At 27.5% G+C, this 22137-nt stretch carries 14 protein-coding genes and 1 riboswitch; all 14 genes read left to right on the plus strand.

Annotated elements, in window-relative coordinates:
- Positions 1 to 41 precede the first annotated feature (41 nt).
- Positions 42 to 1793 (plus strand): ABC transporter ATP-binding protein, encoded by a 1752-nt coding sequence (locus tag AC07E4_RS06075; protein WP_478215951.1) that lies wholly within the window; start codon positions 42 to 44, stop codon positions 1791 to 1793.
- Positions 1780 to 3540, plus strand: coding sequence for an ABC transporter ATP-binding protein (locus AC07E4_RS06080; protein WP_478215952.1), 1761 nt, complete (start codon positions 1780 to 1782; stop codon positions 3538 to 3540). Before AC07E4_RS06075 ends, AC07E4_RS06080 begins: the two co-directional genes overlap by 14 nt.
- A gap of 148 nt (positions 3541 to 3688) precedes the next feature.
- A complete protein-coding gene (locus AC07E4_RS06085) occupies positions 3689 to 4312 on the plus strand; it encodes an HD domain-containing protein (RefSeq protein WP_478215953.1) in 624 nt (207 codons plus the stop codon).
- Positions 4313 to 4569: 257 nt separating this feature from the next.
- Positions 4570 to 5370, plus strand: a complete 801-nt coding sequence (locus AC07E4_RS06090; protein WP_478215954.1) for a class I SAM-dependent methyltransferase — start codon at positions 4570 to 4572, stop codon at positions 5368 to 5370.
- 142 nt (positions 5371 to 5512) lie between these two features.
- Complete coding sequence (locus AC07E4_RS06095; protein WP_478215955.1) at positions 5513 to 7333, plus strand: S8 family peptidase; 1821 nt, start codon at positions 5513 to 5515, stop codon at positions 7331 to 7333.
- A complete protein-coding gene (locus AC07E4_RS06100; RefSeq protein ID WP_478215956.1) occupies positions 7323 to 9041 on the plus strand; it encodes a S8 family peptidase in 1719 nt (572 codons plus the stop codon). The genes AC07E4_RS06095 and AC07E4_RS06100 overlap by 11 nt, the downstream gene beginning before the upstream one ends.
- Before the next feature lie 267 nt (positions 9042 to 9308).
- A complete protein-coding gene (locus AC07E4_RS06105) occupies positions 9309 to 9998 on the plus strand; it encodes an early set domain-containing protein (protein WP_478215957.1) in 690 nt (229 codons plus the stop codon).
- 32 nt (positions 9999 to 10030) lie between these two features.
- Positions 10031 to 11077, plus strand: coding sequence for a hypothetical protein (locus AC07E4_RS06110; protein ID WP_478215958.1), 1047 nt, complete (start codon positions 10031 to 10033; stop codon positions 11075 to 11077).
- A gap of 192 nt (positions 11078 to 11269) precedes the next feature.
- Positions 11270 to 12487, plus strand: coding sequence for an NAD(P)/FAD-dependent oxidoreductase (locus AC07E4_RS06115; RefSeq protein WP_478215959.1), 1218 nt, complete (start codon positions 11270 to 11272; stop codon positions 12485 to 12487).
- Positions 12488 to 13582: 1095 nt separating this feature from the next.
- Complete coding sequence (ord, locus tag AC07E4_RS06120; protein WP_478215960.1) at positions 13583 to 14629, plus strand: 2,4-diaminopentanoate dehydrogenase; 1047 nt, start codon at positions 13583 to 13585, stop codon at positions 14627 to 14629.
- Between the two features lie 55 nt (positions 14630 to 14684).
- Positions 14685 to 14881, plus strand: a riboswitch (cobalamin riboswitch).
- Positions 14882 to 15011: 130 nt separating this feature from the next.
- Positions 15012 to 16064, plus strand: a complete 1053-nt coding sequence (locus AC07E4_RS06125) for an ABC transporter substrate-binding protein (protein ID WP_478215961.1) — start codon at positions 15012 to 15014, stop codon at positions 16062 to 16064.
- Entirely contained in the window at positions 16051 to 17064 is a 1014-nt protein-coding gene (locus AC07E4_RS06130; RefSeq protein ID WP_478215962.1) for a FecCD family ABC transporter permease, read from the plus strand. The genes AC07E4_RS06125 and AC07E4_RS06130 overlap by 14 nt, the downstream gene beginning before the upstream one ends.
- A gap of 3 nt (positions 17065 to 17067) precedes the next feature.
- A complete protein-coding gene (locus AC07E4_RS06135; protein WP_478215963.1) occupies positions 17068 to 17853 on the plus strand; it encodes an ABC transporter ATP-binding protein in 786 nt (261 codons plus the stop codon).
- A gap of 28 nt (positions 17854 to 17881) precedes the next feature.
- Positions 17882 to 21667: a magnesium chelatase subunit H gene (gene bchH / locus AC07E4_RS06140; RefSeq protein ID WP_478215964.1), complete on the plus strand. Its 3786-nt coding sequence runs from the start codon at positions 17882 to 17884 to the stop codon at positions 21665 to 21667.
- Positions 21668 to 22137 lie beyond the last annotated feature (470 nt).

Consider the following 22137-nt stretch of genomic DNA (forward strand, 5'->3'; position numbering starts at 1 on the left):
GTCTTATAGGAGTTTTTTTATTTTAAAGGAGGTGCAAATTTATGCAGAGAGAGTTTAATCCACCTGAAAAAGTCACAAATTTATTAGCATATGTAAGTAAGTATAAAAAACAATTCATTTTTACTGCTATAGCAGGAATACTTTATAACACTATTGTTGTTTTAGGACCTATATTTCAAGGTAAGCTTTTAGATGTAGCAATTTTAGCAAATGATATAAAAACTATAATAAAATCAGGTGTAGAATTTCTAGTAATTACATTAACATTTCAAGTAGCTAGATTTTTTAAACGGTATTATGTTAGAGATATGTCAAATAAAATAAGCGGTGATATGAGAGTAGGAATTACGAAATCTATACTGAATACAAATTTGAATGAAATTGAAAAATGTCAAGTTGGAGATATGATGTCAACAACTATTGGTGATGTGGATATAGTGGTTGAGGCTATAAGAAAAACTATTACGGAAATGTGGGATACATGGGTTTTGATGATTGCTTATTTTGTAGCACTTATGTTTTATGATATAAAAATCACATTAATATGTATAATACCAATACCTATATCTATATTAATAGCTCAATGCATGAAGAAAACTGTACAAACTAGAAATAAAAAGTATAGAAAAGCAACTGCAAGCACTACATCACAAGTGAGAAAGATGATTTCAGAAATTAGTATTTTAAGACTTTATGGCAGAGAAGAGGCTGAGCTTAAAAGATTAAAAGAAAAACTTGATATTCAAAAAAAGGAAGCTACGATAGCATTAGTTTTAAAAAGTGGGTTGGGTCCAATATATTCTGCGGTATCTACTTTAGGAATTGTATTGGTACTTTCATTAGGAAGTAATGAAGTTATAAAAGGAAATTGGTCAGTAGGTACATTGACAGCATTTATAACTATGTTTATATTTTTAGCAAATAGAACTAAAACGGCAGCTAAGGTTTTTAATATACAGCAAGGAGCTAAGGCATCATGGGAGAGAATAAAGGATTTAATTAATGTTAAGCATGAAAGAGAAGATAAAAAAGATGAAATTATAGTTATTAATTCAATAAAGTTAGAAAGTGTAAATTTTAAATATCCAATGTCAAAAGAAAATGTTATAAAAAATATAACATTAAATGCGAAAAAAGGAATGATTATAGGAGTGACGGGATCAGTAGGTTCAGGAAAAAGTGCATTAGCATTAGCCTTAACAGGTGCTTATCCTTACGAAGGAAGTATCAAATTGAATAATGATGAGTTAATAAATTTTTCAGCAGATTTTAAATCTAAAAATATTACGTATATGGGACATAATCCATTCTTGTTTTCGTCAAGCATAGAACATAATATAACATGGAAAGAAAATGAAGATGATTTAAGTAAGGTTTTACAAACAACTAATTTAATAGAAGATATTGAGAAAATGGAGTTTGGAAAAAATACTAAAATAGGTGAAAATGGGGTAAAAGTTTCTGGTGGTCAAAAACAGAGGATTGCATTAGCTAGAGCATTATATAGAGATGCACAAATAATTATATTAGATGACCCATTTTCAGCTGTAGATATAAACACAGAAGAAAATATAATCAGAAAATTAAATGAACAAAGACATGATAAAATTATATTTATTTTTTCACACAGATTAGATATTTTTAAATACACAGACAAAGTAATTGTACTTGATGAGGGTGAGATTGTTGAGGAAGGAAGTCATGATGAATTAGTTTGTAATGAAGGAATATATCAAAAAATTATAGAATGTCAAAGTTTTTTAGAAGGGAGTGAGGTTTGTGAAGAAGGATAAAATAGTTAAAAAGGCAGTTATAGACACTTTAAAAGAAAAATCATATATAACTATTTGTTTAATAATATCTATTATAGCTGGGGTTGTAATGCAATTAATTCCACCACAAGTTATGCGATATATAATTGATAATCATATATCAAAAGGAATAAAAAAAGGAATATGGACTTTGGCACTATGTTATTTAGGTTCAGTTATATTAAGTGCTATAGCAGATTTTATTAGAGAGTTAACAATGACAAGTATAGGACAAGGAATATTAGCTAACATAAGATACAATATGGGGAAAAAATTATTTAAACTGCCATCAAAATATCTAAATAATAATCCAGTTGGCACAATTATGAGTTATTTTACATCAGATGTGGATGCAGTTGGAACTGTCTTAACTTCAGGGGTAATAGGTATTATAGCAGATGGTATGAAGGCAATTGGAATAATAATTTCTATATATATAATAAGTCCAATATTAGCTATGATTGTAACACTATTAATACCAGTGATTTATATGATAACAAATAAATTTAATAAAATAACATTAAATGCTCAAATAGAAGCAAGAAGGGCAGTGGCAAATATAAATGGATATATAGAAGAACTGTTTAATGGAATAAGAACTATAAAGTTATTTGGCGAAGAAGATCAATGTTCAAGAAAACTTCAGAAGCCATTAAATGATAATTTAGATGCAGTTCATAAGACTAGTAGTTATGATTCCATATTTCCTTGCATAATGCAAATGATTAAAGCAATTATAATAGTTGTTATAGTATTGATTTCATCACCAAAAGGAGTCGGAATATTGGGACTTACCATTGGTTCAATTGCATCATGTGTAGATTTAGTATCTAGAATGCTTGCACCTATTGAAGACATAGCAACAGAATTTCAAACAATACAAGAATCTATATCAGGCTTAAAAAGAATCAATGAATTTGAAAACTTAGATGAAGAAATACGATATGATAAAAATCAAAAAGAAGTATTATTAGATATTATTAATGATCAAAATTTTGATATTAAATTTAAAAATGTAACGTTTTATTATGATAATACAAATGCAATAATAAAAGATATATCATTTATTATTGAAAATGGAAAGAAAGTAGCATTAGTAGGAAGAACGGGAGCTGGAAAAAGTACTATACTAAATCTTATAGCAGGACTTTATAAGCCAAGTGTAGGAAAAATAGAAATAGGAGGATTTAATCCGTTTACAATTCCAGCAAATTTACGTAGAAGAATTATTGGTATAGTGCCGCAAAATAATATAATATATGAGGGAACTGTTAAAGATGTAATAACATTAAATGATGATAATATCACAGATGAAGAAGTTATAAATGTATGCAGAATGATTGAAATACACGATGATATTATGAAATTATCTAATGGTTATAACACTGAAATTGGAGAGGGAAAAGAAAAGCTTTCTAATGGACAATATCAGTTACTATCAATAGCTTCAGCCATAGTATTAAATCCACCAGTTTTGCTTTTAGATGAAGTTACATCAGGACTAGATACAATAACAGAAAGAAGGATTTTCAAGGCTTTACAAGATATAAGTGAAAATAGAACAATATTGACAATAAGTCATAGGATATCAGGAATAATTGATGCAGATGAAGTTATAGTTATAAAAGATGGTTTAATAGAACAAAAAGGAACACCTATAGAGTTGAGTAGTAATGAGGGGTGGTATTCAAAATATACTCAAGTAGAAGAATTAGGTTGGAAAATTTGACGAATAAGAAAATTTGAACATTAATTGAATATTTACAAAATATTCAATTAATGTTATGCTTTACAGGAAAAGCTATATATTTTACAAAAATTAATACAGTTGTTAGTTTCAAAATATTCTAACGATTTTATTAGCAGGGGGAATCGTGATGTATACATTAGGAGTAGAAGTTCCAACAATAAGAGAAGCACAAAAGTTATTGGAGGAAGGATACAAATTATTTCCAGGACAATGGATTAGACATTTAACTAATACAGGAAAGGCAGCAGAATTAATAGCAAAACAATGTGGTGATTTAGATCCAGAAGTAGCATTGGTATTGGGAATGTTACATGATATTGGATATAGATATGGGAATACGGGAATAAAACATAGTTTACTTGGCTATAATTTTGCAATGGATAGGGGATATACAAAACTTGCACAAATATGTTTAACTCATTCTTTTGATTGTAAGGATATAAAAAAATCTTTTGCAAATTGGGAAGTATGCTCAAGTGAAGAATATGAATTTATAGATAATTACATAAAAAATGTTGAATATGATGACTATGATAGATTAATTCAGTTATGTGATTCTTTATCATTACCAATAGGATATTGTTTATTAGAAAAAAGAATGGTTGATGTTGCATTAAGACATGGTGTCAAAGATGGAGTAGTAGACAAATGGAAGAAAGTTTTTGAAAATAAAGAATATTTTGAGAAGAAAATGGGGATGTCACTATATGATGTTCTACCAGGTGTAGTAGAAAATACATTTGAAAAATAGATAGTGTAAAATTAATATATAAAAAAGAGGATTCAGAATTAAATTGAATCCTTTTTTTTATAAGAATTTAATAATTAAAAATATACATATAATTATAGAGTTACAAATTCATTTGAAAATGTTGTGAATACATTATGATAAAAAATATATATTCAAAACAAATTATAATATGATTAATGTTTTAAAAAAATATAGTATTTTGCATTAAAATATCATAAAATAAATAACGCAATAAATTTTAGTTTGGAGGAGTTTAATTGGATAGTGGATTTGGAAGTAGAGATGTATGCAATAATATAAATGAAGAAGTTTGGAATAAAGAAACATACAATGCTTGGGTAAATAGATTTGGGACACCTAAGGAAGCTGCGAAGAAGATTATTGATAATCCAACGAAAAAAATTAATGTATTATGTAGTAAATTTGGTGATGTTAAAGATAAAAAAATTATGAATTTAATGGGCTCAAATGGAAATAGGGCAGTAGCTTTATCAGTATTAGGTGCAAATGTAAGTGTAGTTGATTTTTCAGAGGGAAATAAAATATATGCAACGGAACTTGCAAAGGAAGCAGGTGTAGAAATTAAATATATATTAAGTGATGTACTTAAGTTGCCTAAAGAAGAGATAACGGGTGATTATGATATTGTTTTTGCTGAAATGGGAATATTACATTATTTTAGTGATTTAAGACCATTTATGAATTTAATATTTAACCTTTTAAATAAAGGTGGAATATTTGTTTTAAGAGATTTTCATCCAGTATCTACAAAATTAATTACATCTAAAGGCACTACAGCAAAGATAAGAAAACATAAAGTAACGGGTGATTATTTTGATAGCTCGTTAGAAGAAAAAGATGTATCTTATAAGAAATACTCTGATGGTTCAGATGAAGTTATAAAGGTTAAACTTAGAAAGTGGAATTTAGGAGAAATAATAACAAGTGTTGCTGGTGAGGGGGTAATTATAAAAAGTTTAGATGAGGAACCAAATTTGTCGTCAGATGTATTTGATAAAGGAATTCCAAAGACATTTACATTAGTTGCTCAAAAATAATGAGAAAAAAGCATGTAAGAATTTAAGTTAAACATGCTTTTTTTTATTTCAATATATTAATGAAAAAATAAATTTAAAAAAATGGAATTTTAAATATTTAACTAAATAAAATATAATATAAAACAATATTTGGGGAATGCTTATGAAGTTAGATAGAGAAAAAAAATGTAATGAATATTTTGATGAAAATAGACCTAATTTTATTATTGAATATAGGGGGAATTTTAAAGAACAAATAGATAAAGTTGATTATGCTTGTGGAAATGTAATAAATAGTACATTAGGAATAATATCTGTTTCCTATGAAAATTTAAATAGACTTAGAGAAGATGTTCCCTCAATTATATATGTAGAACCTAGAAGTATTTTTGTGCTTCAAGATATATCACCAACAGAAGTTGATACTATAAAGAATATACAAGTAAATAAATATTTAAATTTAACTGGAAAAGGAATATTAGTGGGAATAATAGACACTGGAATAAATTATTTAAATCAGGAATTTATAAATGAAGATGGTACATCTAGAATTGAAAGCATATGGGACCAAACAATAGGAGATAATGTTAATCAGGATGTATATCTAGGAAAAGTTTACTCGAATAGTGAAATAAATAAAGCCATTAATGAAAAAAAGGAAGGAAGAAATCCATATTTGATAGTTCCATCAAAAGATGATGTGGGACATGGCACTAAAATAGCTTCTATAATTGGAGCAAAAGGATATGAAAAAAAACTTCAAGGTGTTGCACCAGAATGCAAGTTTATCATAGTTAAATTAGTTGAATCATTTTATAACAAAAAAGCACTAAAAGAAAATAATATTCCATATGTTCCAACATACAATTCATCTGAGATAGTTGCTGCAGTTGAGTATTTGAAAAATTATGCAATAAATACAAGACAACCAATGGTGATGGTAGGAGGTGTTGGGACAACAGAAGGTACACATGAAGGTAATAATTTAGTATCGAGATATTTAACTTATGTGGCAAACTTGAGGGGGATTGTATTAGTAGCAGGTGTTGGAAATCAAGGATTTGCAGATGGTCATGTATCAGGGAATTTAAGTGATATAGGAAGTATTAAAACAATAGAACTTTTGGTAAGTAAAGAAATGAAAAGTTTTAAATTTACTATATGGAGTCAAAGACCAACAAAAATAGCTGTAAATATAATTGGTCCAAGTGGGGAAATGACTGAGTTTATAAAACCTAAAATAAATAGGTCAAAAGAGGTAAGATTTATATATGTAAATACAGATGTGAAGGTAACTTATAATTTACCAGAAATAAATGCTGGTAATGAATCTATAGATATAGAATTTAAAGAAATAAAGCCAGGTATATGGAAGATACAATTAAAAGCTGAAATTGCAGTTTCAGGTAGATATGATATATGGTTGCCACCATATGAAACAATTCCAGAAGGAACAAAATTTCTGGAACCAGATTCAAATACTACACTAACACTTCCATCAACAGCAAAAAAGGTTGTTACAGTAGCATATTATAATAGTATAACAGGGGCTAGAGTTCCACAGTCAGGAAAAGGTTTTAATGCAAATGGACTTATAAATCCAGATATAACTACAGATGGTATAAATATATTAGCAACAAATGTTGATGGAGAAATAACAACATTTTCAGGAAGTAGTGCAGCAACAGCTATTATAGCAGGTGTTTCAGCATTATTATTACAATGGGGAATAATAGATGGAAATGATGTTACCATGTACTCTACAAAAGTAAGATCATATTTACTTTATGGTGCAAGGAGGGATTCATCTAATATTTATCCAAATAAAACAGAGGGATATGGGTATCTTGATATAAAAGGTATATTTGATGTAATTGCTGGAAAAAGAATGAGGTTTAGAAAGCAAGAATTTATTGAATATGGTCATAGGAATTTAATGGCGAGAATTCCAAATGATATGTGGAGGGAACTTAATGGGAAATAAATATTTAGATTATAATGAAGTATTTTCGGATCCTTCATATAAGCACTATATTGTACAATATGAAGGAGATATAGAATCTGATTTTAAAGGAAAAGAAGGTTATAGTGTTACAATAATTAATGATAATTACGCAATAGTATCTTTAAAGAAGAGTTTGGAGATTGAAGATGGCGATTCTAAATTTCCATCTATAGTTTATATAAAAAGAAGGGAAATATATACACTTGAAAGTATATCACCAGTTCAAGCAGCTAATGTTCAATTTTTACAAAGTGAAGTTTCGTTAAATTTAACAGGAAGGAATGTTGTTGTTGGAATAATAGATACAGGCATAGATTATTTAAATGATGAATTTAAGGATAATTTAGGTAACACAAGAATAGAGTGTATTTGGGATCAAACTATTAATACAATAGGAAAAGTTAATAATTCACAAGTTCCATATGGAACACTTTATGAAAAAGCAGAAATTAGAGATGCTATAAAAAATAGTAAAGAAGGGTTGAATCCATATGATATAGTACCAAGTAAGGATGAAATAGGTCATGGAACTAATATGGCTGGAATAATTGGAGGAAATGGTAGTAAAACTGGAATAGTAAAAGTGGCACCAGAGTGTAGTTTTGCAGTAGTAAAATTAATAGAGTCAGCTAATTTCAAAGAAAGTTATCCAGTAGATGTACCAGTATATAGTATAGTATCCATATTTACAGCATTACAATTTTTATATGATTATGCAATTGATAATAATGTGCCTATGGTCATATATATACCACTTGGAACAAACTCTGGTAACCATAAAGGGAGTGGTATATTAGAAGAATATATAGATCAAATGACAATTAATGAAAAGATTGTAGTAGTTACAGGATCAGGAAATGAAGGGACGGCAAGAGGCCATACTTCAGGAAATATAAATAATGTTGGAGATATTAGTGTAATACAATTGAATGTATCACCAGAGCAAAAAAGTTTAGTTGTAGAAATATGGGTTGATTGTCCTAATATAATGTCATTAGATATAGTATCACCTTCGGGTGAAAATACAGGATTTATTCCAGCACCTATAAGTTTAAGTAGTGAATATAGTTTTATTTTTGAAAAAACTAATGTAAAAATTAAATATTTTATTCCAGAAGAAACTTCTGGTGATGAGCTCATATTAGTTGAATTTGAAAAATTACAAGCAGGTGTGTGGAAAATGGTATTAACTGGAGAACTTATAGTTGATGGAAGATATAATGCATGGATTACTTATACTGGACAAATGGTAAAAGATACGTATTTTAGCCCTTGTGATCCATATGGTACATTAACAAATCCTGGAACGGCATCATATATTATAACTGTTGCTGCATATAATCAAGACAATAATAATGTAGTTAAATATTCAGGGATGGCTAATCAATATGATTACATGGAAAGAATTGATATAGCAGCAGGCGGTGTTAATGCTATAACAGTAGGACCTAATAATAAGATAGAAAAAGTAAATGGAACAAGTGTAGCAGCTGCAATCGTTGCTGGAACATGTGCACTCATATTACAATGGGGAGTTGAAGTAAGAAGAGATATATATATGAATGCTCAAACTATAAGATATTATATTATAGGTGGAGCCTCTAAAAGAAGTGGAGATATTTATCCAAATCCTCAATGGGGATATGGAAAACTTGATATACTTGGAATTTTTGAAAATATGATTTAGATATAAAAGCAAGTTATAATTCTAAAGAATTACTAACTTGCTTTTATGTATAGAAATTTAAACTTTTTCAAGATAAAAGTTGAATTTTAAGTATTAGGAATGGTAAATTTATAATTAAAAATATATTATCATCACAAGAATGAATACACATTTTTTATCATTACATATAAATAAATACAAATATAACACGAAAATAGTAATAATATATAAAGATTTACAAATATATAAATTATAGTTTTAACTTTAATGAGTTAATGGGAGGTCATTATGAAGATTATTTTTGAATATGTAGAAAATGAAAGCTTAAAGATTAACAGTATATCGGTTATAGGAAGTTTTAATAACTATGATATCAATCAAGGAAAAATGGTAAAAGAAAATAATGTTTGGAAGTTAAATTATGAACTCTCAGAAGGAGAACATTATTATAAGTTTGTTATAAATGAAGAGTTAAAGCTAAATGATTCTACTGCAAACATATATTTGCCAGATGAAAATGAAGAATTGTGGTCAGTTATAATAATTAATGATAAGGATGAAAGAATGTATAATAACATTCAATATACTACTCATATAAAGCAATATAATATAACGTGCAATGTTAATGAAGAAGAAGAGGTTCATAATAGAAAACAATTTAATATTATGTTAGATAAAAAAGTAGTAACAAGATTTAAATTTACTAATGTTACAGGTTTACATTCAGTCACTACAGCATGGTATACACCAAAAGGTGAGTTAATTCAAACAACAGAAAATAATTTATTTACACCTAAAGGACAAGAGGACAAGCCTATAACAATGTGGTTTTGGATGGATTTAGAAGATAATGAAAGAAATTATCCTTTAGGAAATTGGAAAATGAAATTTTTTATAGATGGTGAATTTATATTAGAAGACGAATTTAGTTTATCTAAATCTAATGGATATGAGTTTAATGGAAAAATAAAATATTAGATTGAAACCCTATAAATAAGGAGGTAGATTTTATGAAAATAAATAATGTGGTTAATAACAATGTGAAGGTTTTTGAAGGAGATTATAAAGCAAAGTCAAAAGAAATAGAACTTAAGAATTCAAAAACATCTATTACAGAAAGCAGTATGAAGAATATTCAAAATGAATATAAGGATTCAATAATAAATAATATTAGTGCTGATGAAAAAGTTGTTACTAAAAATACTAATACAACAAAAAGTAATATAAGTAATTTCTTTAAAAAAGTATCTGATGGATTTAATTTTGTATTAGACACTGTTAATAAAGTAGGAAAGACAGTAGTATCTATAGGTGAGAGTGTACACAAAGCAGTATCAAAGGTTTCAAGTACAGTTTTAAATGCAGCTAATACTATAACTAAGACAATATCAGATGTACAAGAATCAGTAACAAATAAAATAAATAAAACAGCATCTCAAATAGCTAGCACGGTGAAACAAATAACAACTACTGCTTCGGAATTAAAAGAAGCAGCACTAACTGTTAAAGATGCAGCCACATCAATAGTTAGTAATACTGTAAAGACAGCAGTATCAGTTGGTGCTGATGTTATGGGGGTAGTATCAAAGGTTTCATTAACAGCCGCTGGAGTAAAACAAGTATTATCTGATCCAACTAAAGGAATAATTAGAAAAGTTTCAGAAAGTGCAGCTATGATAAAAACAGGATATGATTCAATAAAGGATCCTATAACTAGAATTCCAAATACAATATCTACAGGATATAACAATATTAAAGAAAGTTATAACACTATTGTAGATACTATTAATGGATCGATGGATAATATAAATAAAGTAAAAAATACTATAGTATCTGTTAGTAAAGATGTAGTTGATACAGTTAAAACTGTTAGTAGTGAAGTTAAAAGTGCTAGCTTAAAAGTTTACAATACTGTTAAAGAGTCAGCTATAGATGTTAAAGATACAGTTGTAAAAGGCTATGATGAAGTAGCAGATGCTATTAAAAATTATAAAAATGGAACAATTCCAGATAAAAATAATGAAATTAATATTGGAATAAATACAGTATTAGCTTAAAAATATTAAGTCTATATAAATAGAACAATCTATTTATATAGACTTTTTTTAATCCAAAATGTTGTAAACAAATGATTTGAATTTAGATAATAATTTGTATGAAAATAAGTTTTTATGTATATATACAGTGCCTTTGATAAAAACTATAAAAGAATAATTAATAATAGAAATATAATATTGGAGGAAACAAAAATGAATTTACAATTTGTAAAGGGAACTCCCATATTTACAAATATTAATGAAAACTTAAAGCAATATAATTACTTAACTGAAAATGTGGAAACAGAAGTAACTATTGTTGGTGGTGGCATAACAGGTGCAATTTTAGGATATTGTTTTGTGAAAAAGGGAATAAAAACTTTAATTTTAGAAAAAGGCAGAATAGGTTATGGAAGTACTTCAAGTACAACATCATTATTGCAGTATGAACTTGATGACAATGCAATGGAACTTATAGATGTTATTCCAAAAGAAAATATAGAAACTATATATAAGTTAGGATTAAAGGCATTAGATGAAATAGAGAATATTATAAGTGAATATGGAAATAAGTGCGATTTTAAGCGTAGGGATACTCTTTTATACACTTCTAAAAAGTTAGAAATTGAGGAAATGAAGAAAGAGTATGAATTTAGAAAGAATATAGGTCTTGATGTAGATTTTATAAGTGAAAATGATAAAAGATTTGATTTTGATATAAAGGCAGGAGTATATGGAATAAATGGCGGAGCTGAATTTGATCCATATAAATATACTCATCACTTATTAGAAATGAGTAGTAACCTAGGACTTAAAATTTATGAAAATACAGAAGCAATAAAAGTAAATTATGATGATGACTTTGTTACAATAGAAACTAATTATGGTTACAAAGTCAAAAGCAAAATAATAATTGTTGCAACGGGATACAATACAAAAGCATTTACAGGTAGGGATTTTGGAACTAAAACAACTACATATAATATAGCAACAAAGCCACTAAAGGAAATAGTAGGGTGGTATAAAAATGTGTTAATAAGAGATAATTGTGATCCATATAATTATTTAAGAACAACAAAAGACAACAGAATAATAATAGGAGGTGAAGATGAAAGATTTGAGCCAGACATATTTGATGAAAGTATGGCTAATAAAAAATATAACATATTAGAAAATAGACTAAAATCTATGTTTAAAAATATAGAAGATATAGAAATAGAATATAAATATTGTGGTGCATTTGCTTCAACTAAGGATAATATAGGTTTCTTGGGTAAAGATAAAAAAAATGAAAAACTATGGTATGGATTAGGTTATGGTGCTAATGGAATATTATTTGCAACATTAGGTGGAATGTTTTTAAGTGATTTATATCTAGGAAAAGTTCATAAAGAATTAGAGCTATTTAATCCTAATAGATTTGACAATTAATATATGAAATTTTACATAGTGAGGTTATTTAAAGTTTGAATTTTATAATATTAATATGAATTTGGGAAAATATATTGTGATCAATATATATAATTTAATAATAATGCATAAAATTAAGCACCTAAATGCAAATTAATTTGCATTTAGGTGCTATTTTAGATTAAAACACTATTAATAATAATAGCATGTAAATAACAATGCAAAAAAATATGCTATTTTATTTAAAAAAGTTCGCTAAATATTTAAAAATAAAGTTAAAACTATAAAAAATAGGTTAAAAACTAAGAAAAGTTTGGCATGAAAATTGCATGTAATAATAATAGAATTTAATTAGTAAATATATATAGGGTTCCAAGCTGAAAAATGAAATTATTCAAATATTAAATGAGAATAGTAGTATTCCAAGAAACAGAAATTATTTAAAACGTTATTCATAAAAATTTCAAAGAAACTCTAATGAATTTGCCATTTTATTTCCAAGACTAAACGGCTGAATCGACTTCCTGTCTAGGCAGTCGCTGAACCCGTCCTTGGGTTCAGGTCTTGAAAATAAAAAATAAATTAATAAGAGTTTCTAAATCAATTTTAAAAGAAATAGTAATTTAAATAATTCCTGTTTCTTGATGAAAGAAAAAAGCTTTTCAATTGATAAATTTAAAGTAATCTTTTTATCAAATGCTACTACTAAAATCATATGTTATTTATATTTTTGTATTTTGAACCAATTAAGAACGAAGAGCGAAAAGTTATGGTTGATATTACTCATTTCATTGCTAATTGTTCATCGTTAATTTGGGTACTATGCCTCTTAAATTTTTTTCTCAACTAGAATAAGAATAATTTCATCTTTCAGTTGAGAAATTTAAATATAAATTTTAATCTATATTTTCTATGGATAATTGACGGTGGACAGTGAATGTACAAGTTGGAGTTACAATTTTAAAGAATGATTTTTATTAAGTTTGAACATCAAATTATTTCAAAATAATATAAAGCTTTATAGAGAAAACATAAGTTTTAAGTTGTATATGGTTAGTAAGAGAAGTTAAAAAATAACTTTCAGTAATATTAATTAAGAAGAATGGGGGATGTATTATGGAAAATGTAAAAGTTGTACTTTGGGGATTTGGTGCCATGGGAAGTGGAATGGCAAGGGTTTTATTGAGAAGAAAAGGTATAGAGATAGTTGGTGTATGTGATATGCATCCAGAGAGAGCAGGAAAAAGTATATTTGATATATTAGGCGTGGAAAGAGGAGATAGAAAAGATATTGTTGTTAATGGAAATATAGAAGAAGTTTTAACAGAAAAGTGTTGTGATATTTGTTTGTGTGCAACGGATTCATTCACTAAAAAAGCATTTCCAAAATTAAAATTTGTTTTAGAAAAGAAGGTTAATGTAATTTCTACAGCAGAAGAAATGTCTTATCCTAAGGCACAGAATCCAGAGATTGCAGAAGAATTAGATAGAATAGCTAAAGAAAATGGAGTGTCTATTTTAGGAACAGGTATAAATCCAGGCTTAATAATGGATTTATTAGTAGTATGTTTAACTGGTTGTATGACTGATGTAGAGCATATAGAAGCAAAGAGAGTTAATAGTTTGTCACCATTTGGACCAGCAGTAATGGAAGAGCAAGGTGTGGGAATTAGTGTAGATGCTTTTAAAGAGGGCGTTGAAAATGGTAGTTTAGCAGGTCATGTAGGTTTTGCAGAATCAATTAAAATGATAGGAGATGCTATAGGATTTAAAATTGATAAATTTGAACAACAAATGGAGCCTATAGTTACAAAGGTAGATAGAAAGGCACCATATGGATTTGCTGCAACTGGAGATGTAGCAGGTGTTAATATGACAGGTCAAGGATATGTTAATGGTGAAGTTAAAATAGATATGATACATCCTCAACAAATAGAACCAGAACTAGAAGGAACATATACTGGAGATTATATTACAATAAAAGGAACTCCAAAAGTTAATATGTCTATAAAGCCAGAAGTTGATGGTGGATTAGGCACAATAGCAATGTGTGTCAATATGATTCCACATGTTATAAATGCACATCCAGGATTGAAAACAATGATAGATTTGCCAGTGCCTAGAGCAATTATGGGAGATTATAGAGATTATATTAGAAAATAAAAAATATATCTTTAAATTTGACTTTTCAAAAAATTACCTATAGAATTGTAAATGAAAAGTAAATATGTAAATAGGTAAAATATATGTAAATATATACAATACTAAAAGGGAAGTTAGGTGAAAGTCCTACACGGTGCCGCCGCTGTAAAAGAGGAGTTTTTCTATAAAAATATCCACTGGAATAATTTCTGGGAAGGAGTAGAAAAATGTTGATACTTAAGTCAGAATACCTGCCTATTTAAAAACACTTTAACTCTACGGACTATAGGGGGTGCAGATGATAAAAGAAATAATTATATTTTATTGAATTTCTTAGTGCAACTTTGTTGTCTAGGAAATTTTTTTTGCGTTAATTTAAAAAATGAAGGGGTATGAAAAAAATATGAATAAGAAACTAGTAAACTTAATAGCAATTACATTAATAGGAGCATCAACAATAAGTTTTGTTGGATGTAGTAATAACAGTAAAAAAACTGATTCAAATGTAAATAAAAGTGTAGCATCAGCAGAAAATAAAAATAATGAAAGTAAGGAAGTAAAAGATGAGAAAGTTGAAAAAAAGCAATATCCATTAACTATAAAAGATGACTCAGGACGAACTGTTACATTAGAAAAAAAACCAGAAAAAATAGCTGCAATATCAGGAACAATTTTAGGACCATTATATGCTGTTGGTGGGGAATCAATAGCTAAGGCTGACACTAAAGGTGGTGCGCCAACACCAGAAGGTTCAAAAGATTTACCAACCATTGGACATGTTGCAAATATAGATGTAGAAAAACTTATACAATTACAACCAGACTTAGTATTAGCACAATGTGGAATACATGATAGATACAAAGAGATATTTGAACAAAATAATATTCCATACATAATGTTAGAAATGAAAAGTTATGATGATGTTGTGGACAAACTTCAAGTATTAGGGAATATTGTTCAAAATCAAGATAAGTCTGAAGAACTTATAAAAACATTAAAAACAAAAGTGGAAGATATTACTCAAAAACTTCCTAAAGAACAAAAGAAAGTTGCAATTTTATATGTAACAAGCAAAGATGTATCATTAAAATTAAATAGTAGCATTGTAGGAAATTCGTGTGAAATACTTAATATAAAAAATATAGCAGAAGGTGAAAAACCAACTAAAATGGGTTCAGATAGTACCCCATTTAGTATGGAGAAAATAGTAGAACAAGATCCAGATATGATTTTAGTAACAACAATGGTATCTTCAGATGAACAGGCAAAAGAAACTATTAAAAGAGAATTAGAAGGAAATCCAGCATGGAGTGGATTGAAAGCTGTAAAAGAAGGGAAAATAGAGTATTTACCTCAAAAATACTTTTTATATAATCCAGGAGAAAAATTTTATGAGTCTATAGAATATATGGCAAAGGCCGTTTATCCAGAGGTATATGGTAATGTTAAAAAATAATGAAAGTGAAAAAATATTATTGAGAGAGAATAAAAATAAGAGATTAATAATATTTACATTATTAATCTTATCAATTGCAAGTTTTTTAATTAGTAATTGTATAGGTTCTGTGAATATTTCAGTTAAGGATATAGTTTTTTCTATTTTGGGAAAAAGCACTTCAGCAAATGAACAAATAATAAAAAATATTAGATTGCCAAGAGCTATATTGTCAGTATTAGTAGGAACAAACTTAGCACTTTCAGGATGTATACTGCAGGGGATTATGCATAATCCCCTTGCAGATCCACATATAATAGGGGTTTCATCTGGTGCTGGTCTTTTAGGAATAATTATTTTGATAATATTTCCGGAAAAAATAGATTTATTGCCTATAGTAGCTTTTATAGGAGCAATGGGTGCAGCTATGCTTATATATGCATTAGCATGGAAAAGAGGAATAAATACAGTAAGAATAATACTTGCAGGAGTTGCAGTATCAACTTTATTAGGTGCTGGAATATCTGCTATTATGGTATTTTATAGCGACAAAGTACATGGTGCATTAATGTTTATGAATGGGGGACTTTCAGGGAGAAGTTGGCCTTATGTAAAAATAATATTACCATATACTATATTTGGATTAATATGTTGTATGTTATTTTCAGAAAAGCTAAATATATTAACTCTTGGAGATGATGTTGCTAGATCTCTTGGCTTAAATGTTGAACTTTCAAGAATTGGATTTACAGCATTAGCAGCAATACTAGCAGCTAGTGCTGTTTCTGTTGCTGGGTTATTAGGTTTTGTGGGTCTAATTGTTCCTCATATATGTAGAATGATTTTAGGATCAAATCATAAGTACTTATTTCCATCAACAGCATTTTTAGGAGCTATAATATTGTCTTTAAGTGATACAGTTGCAAGAGTTGCATTTAGTCCAAAGGAAATACCCGTAGGTGTAATTATGGCACTTTTAGGAGCTCCATTCTTTCTTTATTTATTAAGAAAGGAGATATAACTTATGAATTGTTTAGTTTGTGAAAATTTATATGTAGAATTCAATGACAAACATATTCTCAAGAATATAAATGTATCTATAGAAAAAGGAAAAATAACTTGTATATTAGGTCAAAATGGTTGTGGAAAAACAACTCTTTTAAGAACTATATGTGGAAGTTTAAAGCCTAAAAGTGGACAAGTAACCTTATATGGGAAAGACATAAAAAATATTAAGCCTAGAGAGTTATCAAAGACACTATCTTTTTTAACTCAACAAAGAAATTTAATAAGCGACTTAAAAGTTGAAGATTTAGTGAGATATGGAAGATATACTCATAGAAAAATATTTTATAAAAAAAATAATGAAGACGAAAAATTTGTAAATTGGGCAATGGAAAAAGCAAAAGTAAATCATTTGAGGCATAGGTATTTAAATAATTTATCAGGTGGTGAGTGTCAAAGGGTATGGATAGCTATGGCACTAGCACAAAAAACTGAAATATTGATATTAGATGAGCCAACTACATTTCTTGATGTTTCTCATCAATTAGAGATTTTGCAATTAGTTAATGAATTAAACTTAAAGGAAAATCTCACTGTGATTATGGTATTACATGATATAAATGAAGCTGCAAGATACTGTGATAATGCAATATTAATGAAAAATGGTGAAGTTTATAAACAGGGTAAATTCACGGAAATAATGGATGATTATGCGTTAAATGAGGTTTTTAATATAAGTGCAGAAAGAATCAGACATGAAGACATAAAAAAAGAGATATATTATCCATTAAAAACTATAAGGTAATTATTAATAATTTATAGGAGATTAAGTTATGAAGATTTTTATTGCAACTGTATCTAATTCTATAATAAAAGAAATAGTAGATTTAAATAGAGAAATAAATGATGAATTTAACAACATATTAGAAATTAAACTTTTTTCTATTGATAGATATGTAAATAATGAAAAAGTTATCAACATGGTAAAGCATATGAATAAATCTGATTTTATAATTTTTGATCTTATGGGTGCAAATCATGAAATTAGTGAGTATCTTTACTCAAATTATAACAACAAAAATAATGTTATATCTATAGGTGGAGAAAATAGAGAAATAATGGGGTTAACTAAACTGGGTGGTTTTTGTATAAGGGATTTAAAAGAGGCAATGGGTGATAAAAAATTGTCTATGGATGATATGAAAACTATGATGATTGGCAAAAAAACATCAATGAAACAGATGACTTCAATGATGAGTATGAAAGCTATGATAAGTATGTGTTTAAAGGGTTTTAATATGAAGGATATGAAAAACTATAAAACACTATTAAATTATTGGAAAAGTGGAACTAAAGAAGATATAAGAAATTTATTTTATTTAATATTAAAAGAATATGGTGGACATAAGAATTTACCTAAACTAGAAAATCCTAAATTGATAGAAAATACAACTATATGTAGGCCGGAGGATAAAAAAACTTATGAAAACTATGATGAATATAAAAAGGAAAATAAGTTTGATGAATCTAAGCCTAATATAGTTATACTTTTTTATAGCCATAATTATCCTAATAAAACACATAAATGTGTAGGTGAAATTAAAGTTAAATTTGAAAAAATAGCAAATATAATACCTATTGCATTTCCAGGAGCGGCAGTGGAACGTGGCGAAGAACTTAAAAATATACTTATAAATTTAGGTTTAAAAATAAATTTATTTATAAATTTTATGCCATTTAGATTTACACAAGGACCTATGGGTGGTGATGCTGATTCAGGTGTCAATTTGTTAAAAGATTTTAATGTACCTATAATTCATCCATTTTTTATGAATAAAAAGTATGTAGATGAATGGATAGATTCTGTAGAAGGATTAAATGGAATGGAATTGTTAATTAATGTTATGCTTCCAGAACTAGATGGGTGTATAGATTTATTACCAATAGGTGCAATGAAAAAAATCTCAAAAGATAATGAATTAGAGGTAGTTATAAATGAACTCACAATTATAGATGATAGATGTGAAAAAGCTGTAGAGATGGCTAAAAACTTAATAAACTTACAAATTAAAAGCAATAATGAAAAAAAGATAGCAATAATAGGTTATAATTATCCTCCTGGAGAAGGAAATATATTTGGTGGAGCACTTTTAAATACTTGTGAGTCTATAAGTAACATATTAAAATTTATGAAATTACAAGGATATAGTACAAATGAAATTGAAGCAGATGAACTTATAAACAGGTTTACTAAAGAATTTGTTAATTCACCAAGATGGAAAGAATATAATAAAAATAGTGAAATTATAAAATACAATAAAAATAATTATGATGAAGAATTAAAAAATCAATCATACAAAAAAGAAATGGAAGAACAGTGGGGAAAAAGTCCAGGAGAAATAATGACTTTTAAAAATGACTTTCTAATACCTGGAATATTAAATAAGAATGTATTTATTGGAATACAACCATCTAGAGGTATTCATGAAGATATAGAAAAAGTATATCATGATAAGTCAATTCCACCACATCATCAATATATTGCCTTTTATAAATGGTTAAGAGAAGAATTTAAAGCTGATGCTATAATTCATATAGGAACTCATGGAACTTTAGAGTTTTTAAAAGGTAAAGAATTAGCTATGAGTAGTTCATGTTTTCCAGATAAGCTTATAGGAACAATTCCCCATATATATCTTTATTATATTGGAAATCCATCAGAAGGTGTGATAGCTAAAAGGAGAAGTAGTGCTACAATTGTTAGTTATCAAACACCACCAATGGATGAAAGTGATATATATGGTGAATACATAAGTTTAGAAAGTTTAATATCTGAATATAATCAGTGCAAAATATCCAACAAAGTAAGACTAAGTGAAATTGATGAGCTAATAAAATGTAAGGCTAATAAGTTAAATTTAGAATATGAAAGCTATGATGATATAGAAAAAGAATTATACAAAATAAAAACATCATTAATACCTAAGGGGTTACATGTTTTTGGAAAAGGATATAGTCAGGAAGAAGCTAAAGCTTATATGAAAATTATTTCTAGTTATGATAGAGGTGATATTAAATCTTTAGAAAGAATAATTGCTGAAAGTTTAAATATTAACTTTGATGAAATAATTAAGAAAAATTTAGTAAGTGATAGAGAAAAAATAAAGGTTATTTCAGATAATATAATAAATAAATACTTACTTCAAAAGACAAAAAATACTGATTTTGAAAATTCATTGAGAGATTTAAATATTTTAGATAAAAAACAGGAGATAGAAGAAATATTAAATTTTTCATATGAGTTCTATCTAAAATCTATGAAATGTGAAGAATTAAAAGGATTAAATAAGGTTTTAAATGGCGAGTATCTAGAAGCTAAACTTGCAGGTGATATTATAAGAAATCCAGATATACTACCATCTGGTTATAACATATATCAATTTGATCCTAGGATGGTTCCAACTGTATCAGCTTACAATAGAGGAAAAGAAATAGCTGAAAATACAATAAAGGAATACAAAGGTAAATATAATAAATATCCTAAAACTATAGCAACAATACTTTGGGGGCTTGAAACATCAAGAACACAAGGAGAAACTGTTGGACAAATACTTCATTATTTAGGGGTTAAGGTGGATAATAGTAATCCATTTAATACTAAATTTAAAATAATACCAGTAAGTGAATTAGGAAGACCAAGAATAAATGTTGTTATAAATATTTGTGGATTCTTTAGAGATATGTTTCCAAATCTTTTAAATTCATTTAATGAGATATTTGAAAAATTACAATCATTAGATGAAAATTATGAGGAGAATTACTTTAAATATGAAAGTGATGTTATTTTAAAAAATTTATTAGATGATGTCTATGATGAAAAAATAGCAAGAGAACTGTCAATAGGAAGAATATTTGGTCCAGAAGAAGGGGAGTATGGAACAAATTTAACATCTATAGTAGAAAGTAAAAATTGGATTGAGGAAGAGATATTTGGAAAGTCTTATATAGATAAATTAAATCATATATACACTAAAAACTATAGAGGAAAAAAGTGTGATAAATTATTTGAAGGAAATATAAAATCTGTAGAGTTAATATCACAAGTAAGAAGCAATCCAGAATATGAAGTTACCGATTTGGATCATTTTTATGAGTTTTTTGGTGGACTTTCAAAATCAGTTGAAATAACAAGGGGAAAGAAAGCAGAAGTATATATAACAGATACTACATCACATATTATAGAAACTCAAACTGTAGATAAAGCAATTTTAAGAGGTGCAAGAACAAGGTTATTAAATCCTAAGTGGATAAATTCAATGGTAGAACATAAATATCATGGAGTACAAGAAATTAAGAAGAGATTTGAAAACATATTAGGACTTGCAGCAACAACTAATAAAGTTGAAAATTGGATTTTCGATAATATGAATGCAACTTATATAGAAGATGAAAACCTAAAAAATATATTAAAAGAAAATAATAAATGGGCATATTTTGAAATGGTAGAAACTTTAATAGAATGTAACCAAAGAGGATATTGGAATACAAGTGAAAATGTTCTAAAAAAATTAAGAAAAACATGCTTAGAAATAGAGGGTGCAATAGAAGAAGAAATATAAAAATAGAAATGATATTTAACTTTAGGAGTATCATTTGAGAAAGACATTAATTTAAATTTGAACTTGGAAACCTATATAGGGTTCCAAGCTGAAAAATGAAATTATTCAAATATTAAATGAGAGTGGTAGTGTTACAAGAAACAGTAATTATTTAAAACGTTATTCATAAAAATTTCAAAGAAACTCTAATAAATTTGCCATTTTATTTCCAAGACTAAACGGCTGAATCGACGTCCTGTCTAGGCAGTCGCTGAACCCGTCCTTGGGTTCAGGTCTTGAAAATAAAACACAAATTAATAAGAGTTTCTAAATCAATTTTTAAAGAAATACTAATTTAAATAATTCCTGTTCATTGATGAAAGAAAAAAGCTTTTCAATTGATAAATTTGTTATTTTGAATTCGAACCTGGAACCCTATAATGTATTTAATTTTGAAATAGGTTAAAAATATGTTTATAAAAAATATTAGG

The sequence above is a fragment of the Clostridium amazonense genome, assembly GCF_056431285.1.

What these genes read in the sequence shown, in the direction of transcription:
- AC07E4_RS06075 (WP_478215951.1), top strand. Translation starts at nt 42, where the DNA reads ATGCAGAGAGAGTTTAATCCACCTGAAAAAGTCACAAATTTATTAGCA.
- AC07E4_RS06085 (WP_478215953.1), top strand. Translation starts at nt 3,689, where the DNA reads ATGTATACATTAGGAGTAGAAGTTCCAACAATAAGAGAAGCACAAAAG.
- AC07E4_RS06095 (WP_478215955.1), top strand. Translation starts at nt 5,513, where the DNA reads ATGAAGTTAGATAGAGAAAAAAAATGTAATGAATATTTTGATGAAAAT.
- AC07E4_RS06100 (WP_478215956.1), top strand. Translation starts at nt 7,323, where the DNA reads ATGGGAAATAAATATTTAGATTATAATGAAGTATTTTCGGATCCTTCA.
- AC07E4_RS06105 (WP_478215957.1), top strand. Translation starts at nt 9,309, where the DNA reads ATGAAGATTATTTTTGAATATGTAGAAAATGAAAGCTTAAAGATTAAC.
- AC07E4_RS06110 (WP_478215958.1), top strand. Translation starts at nt 10,031, where the DNA reads ATGAAAATAAATAATGTGGTTAATAACAATGTGAAGGTTTTTGAAGGA.
- AC07E4_RS06115 (WP_478215959.1), top strand. Translation starts at nt 11,270, where the DNA reads ATGAATTTACAATTTGTAAAGGGAACTCCCATATTTACAAATATTAAT.
- ord (WP_478215960.1), top strand. Translation starts at nt 13,583, where the DNA reads ATGGAAAATGTAAAAGTTGTACTTTGGGGATTTGGTGCCATGGGAAGT.
- AC07E4_RS06125 (WP_478215961.1), top strand. Translation starts at nt 15,012, where the DNA reads ATGAATAAGAAACTAGTAAACTTAATAGCAATTACATTAATAGGAGCA.
- AC07E4_RS06130 (WP_478215962.1), top strand. Translation starts at nt 16,051, where the DNA reads ATGTTAAAAAATAATGAAAGTGAAAAAATATTATTGAGAGAGAATAAA.
- AC07E4_RS06135 (WP_478215963.1), top strand. Translation starts at nt 17,068, where the DNA reads ATGAATTGTTTAGTTTGTGAAAATTTATATGTAGAATTCAATGACAAA.
- bchH (WP_478215964.1), top strand. Translation starts at nt 17,882, where the DNA reads ATGAAGATTTTTATTGCAACTGTATCTAATTCTATAATAAAAGAAATA.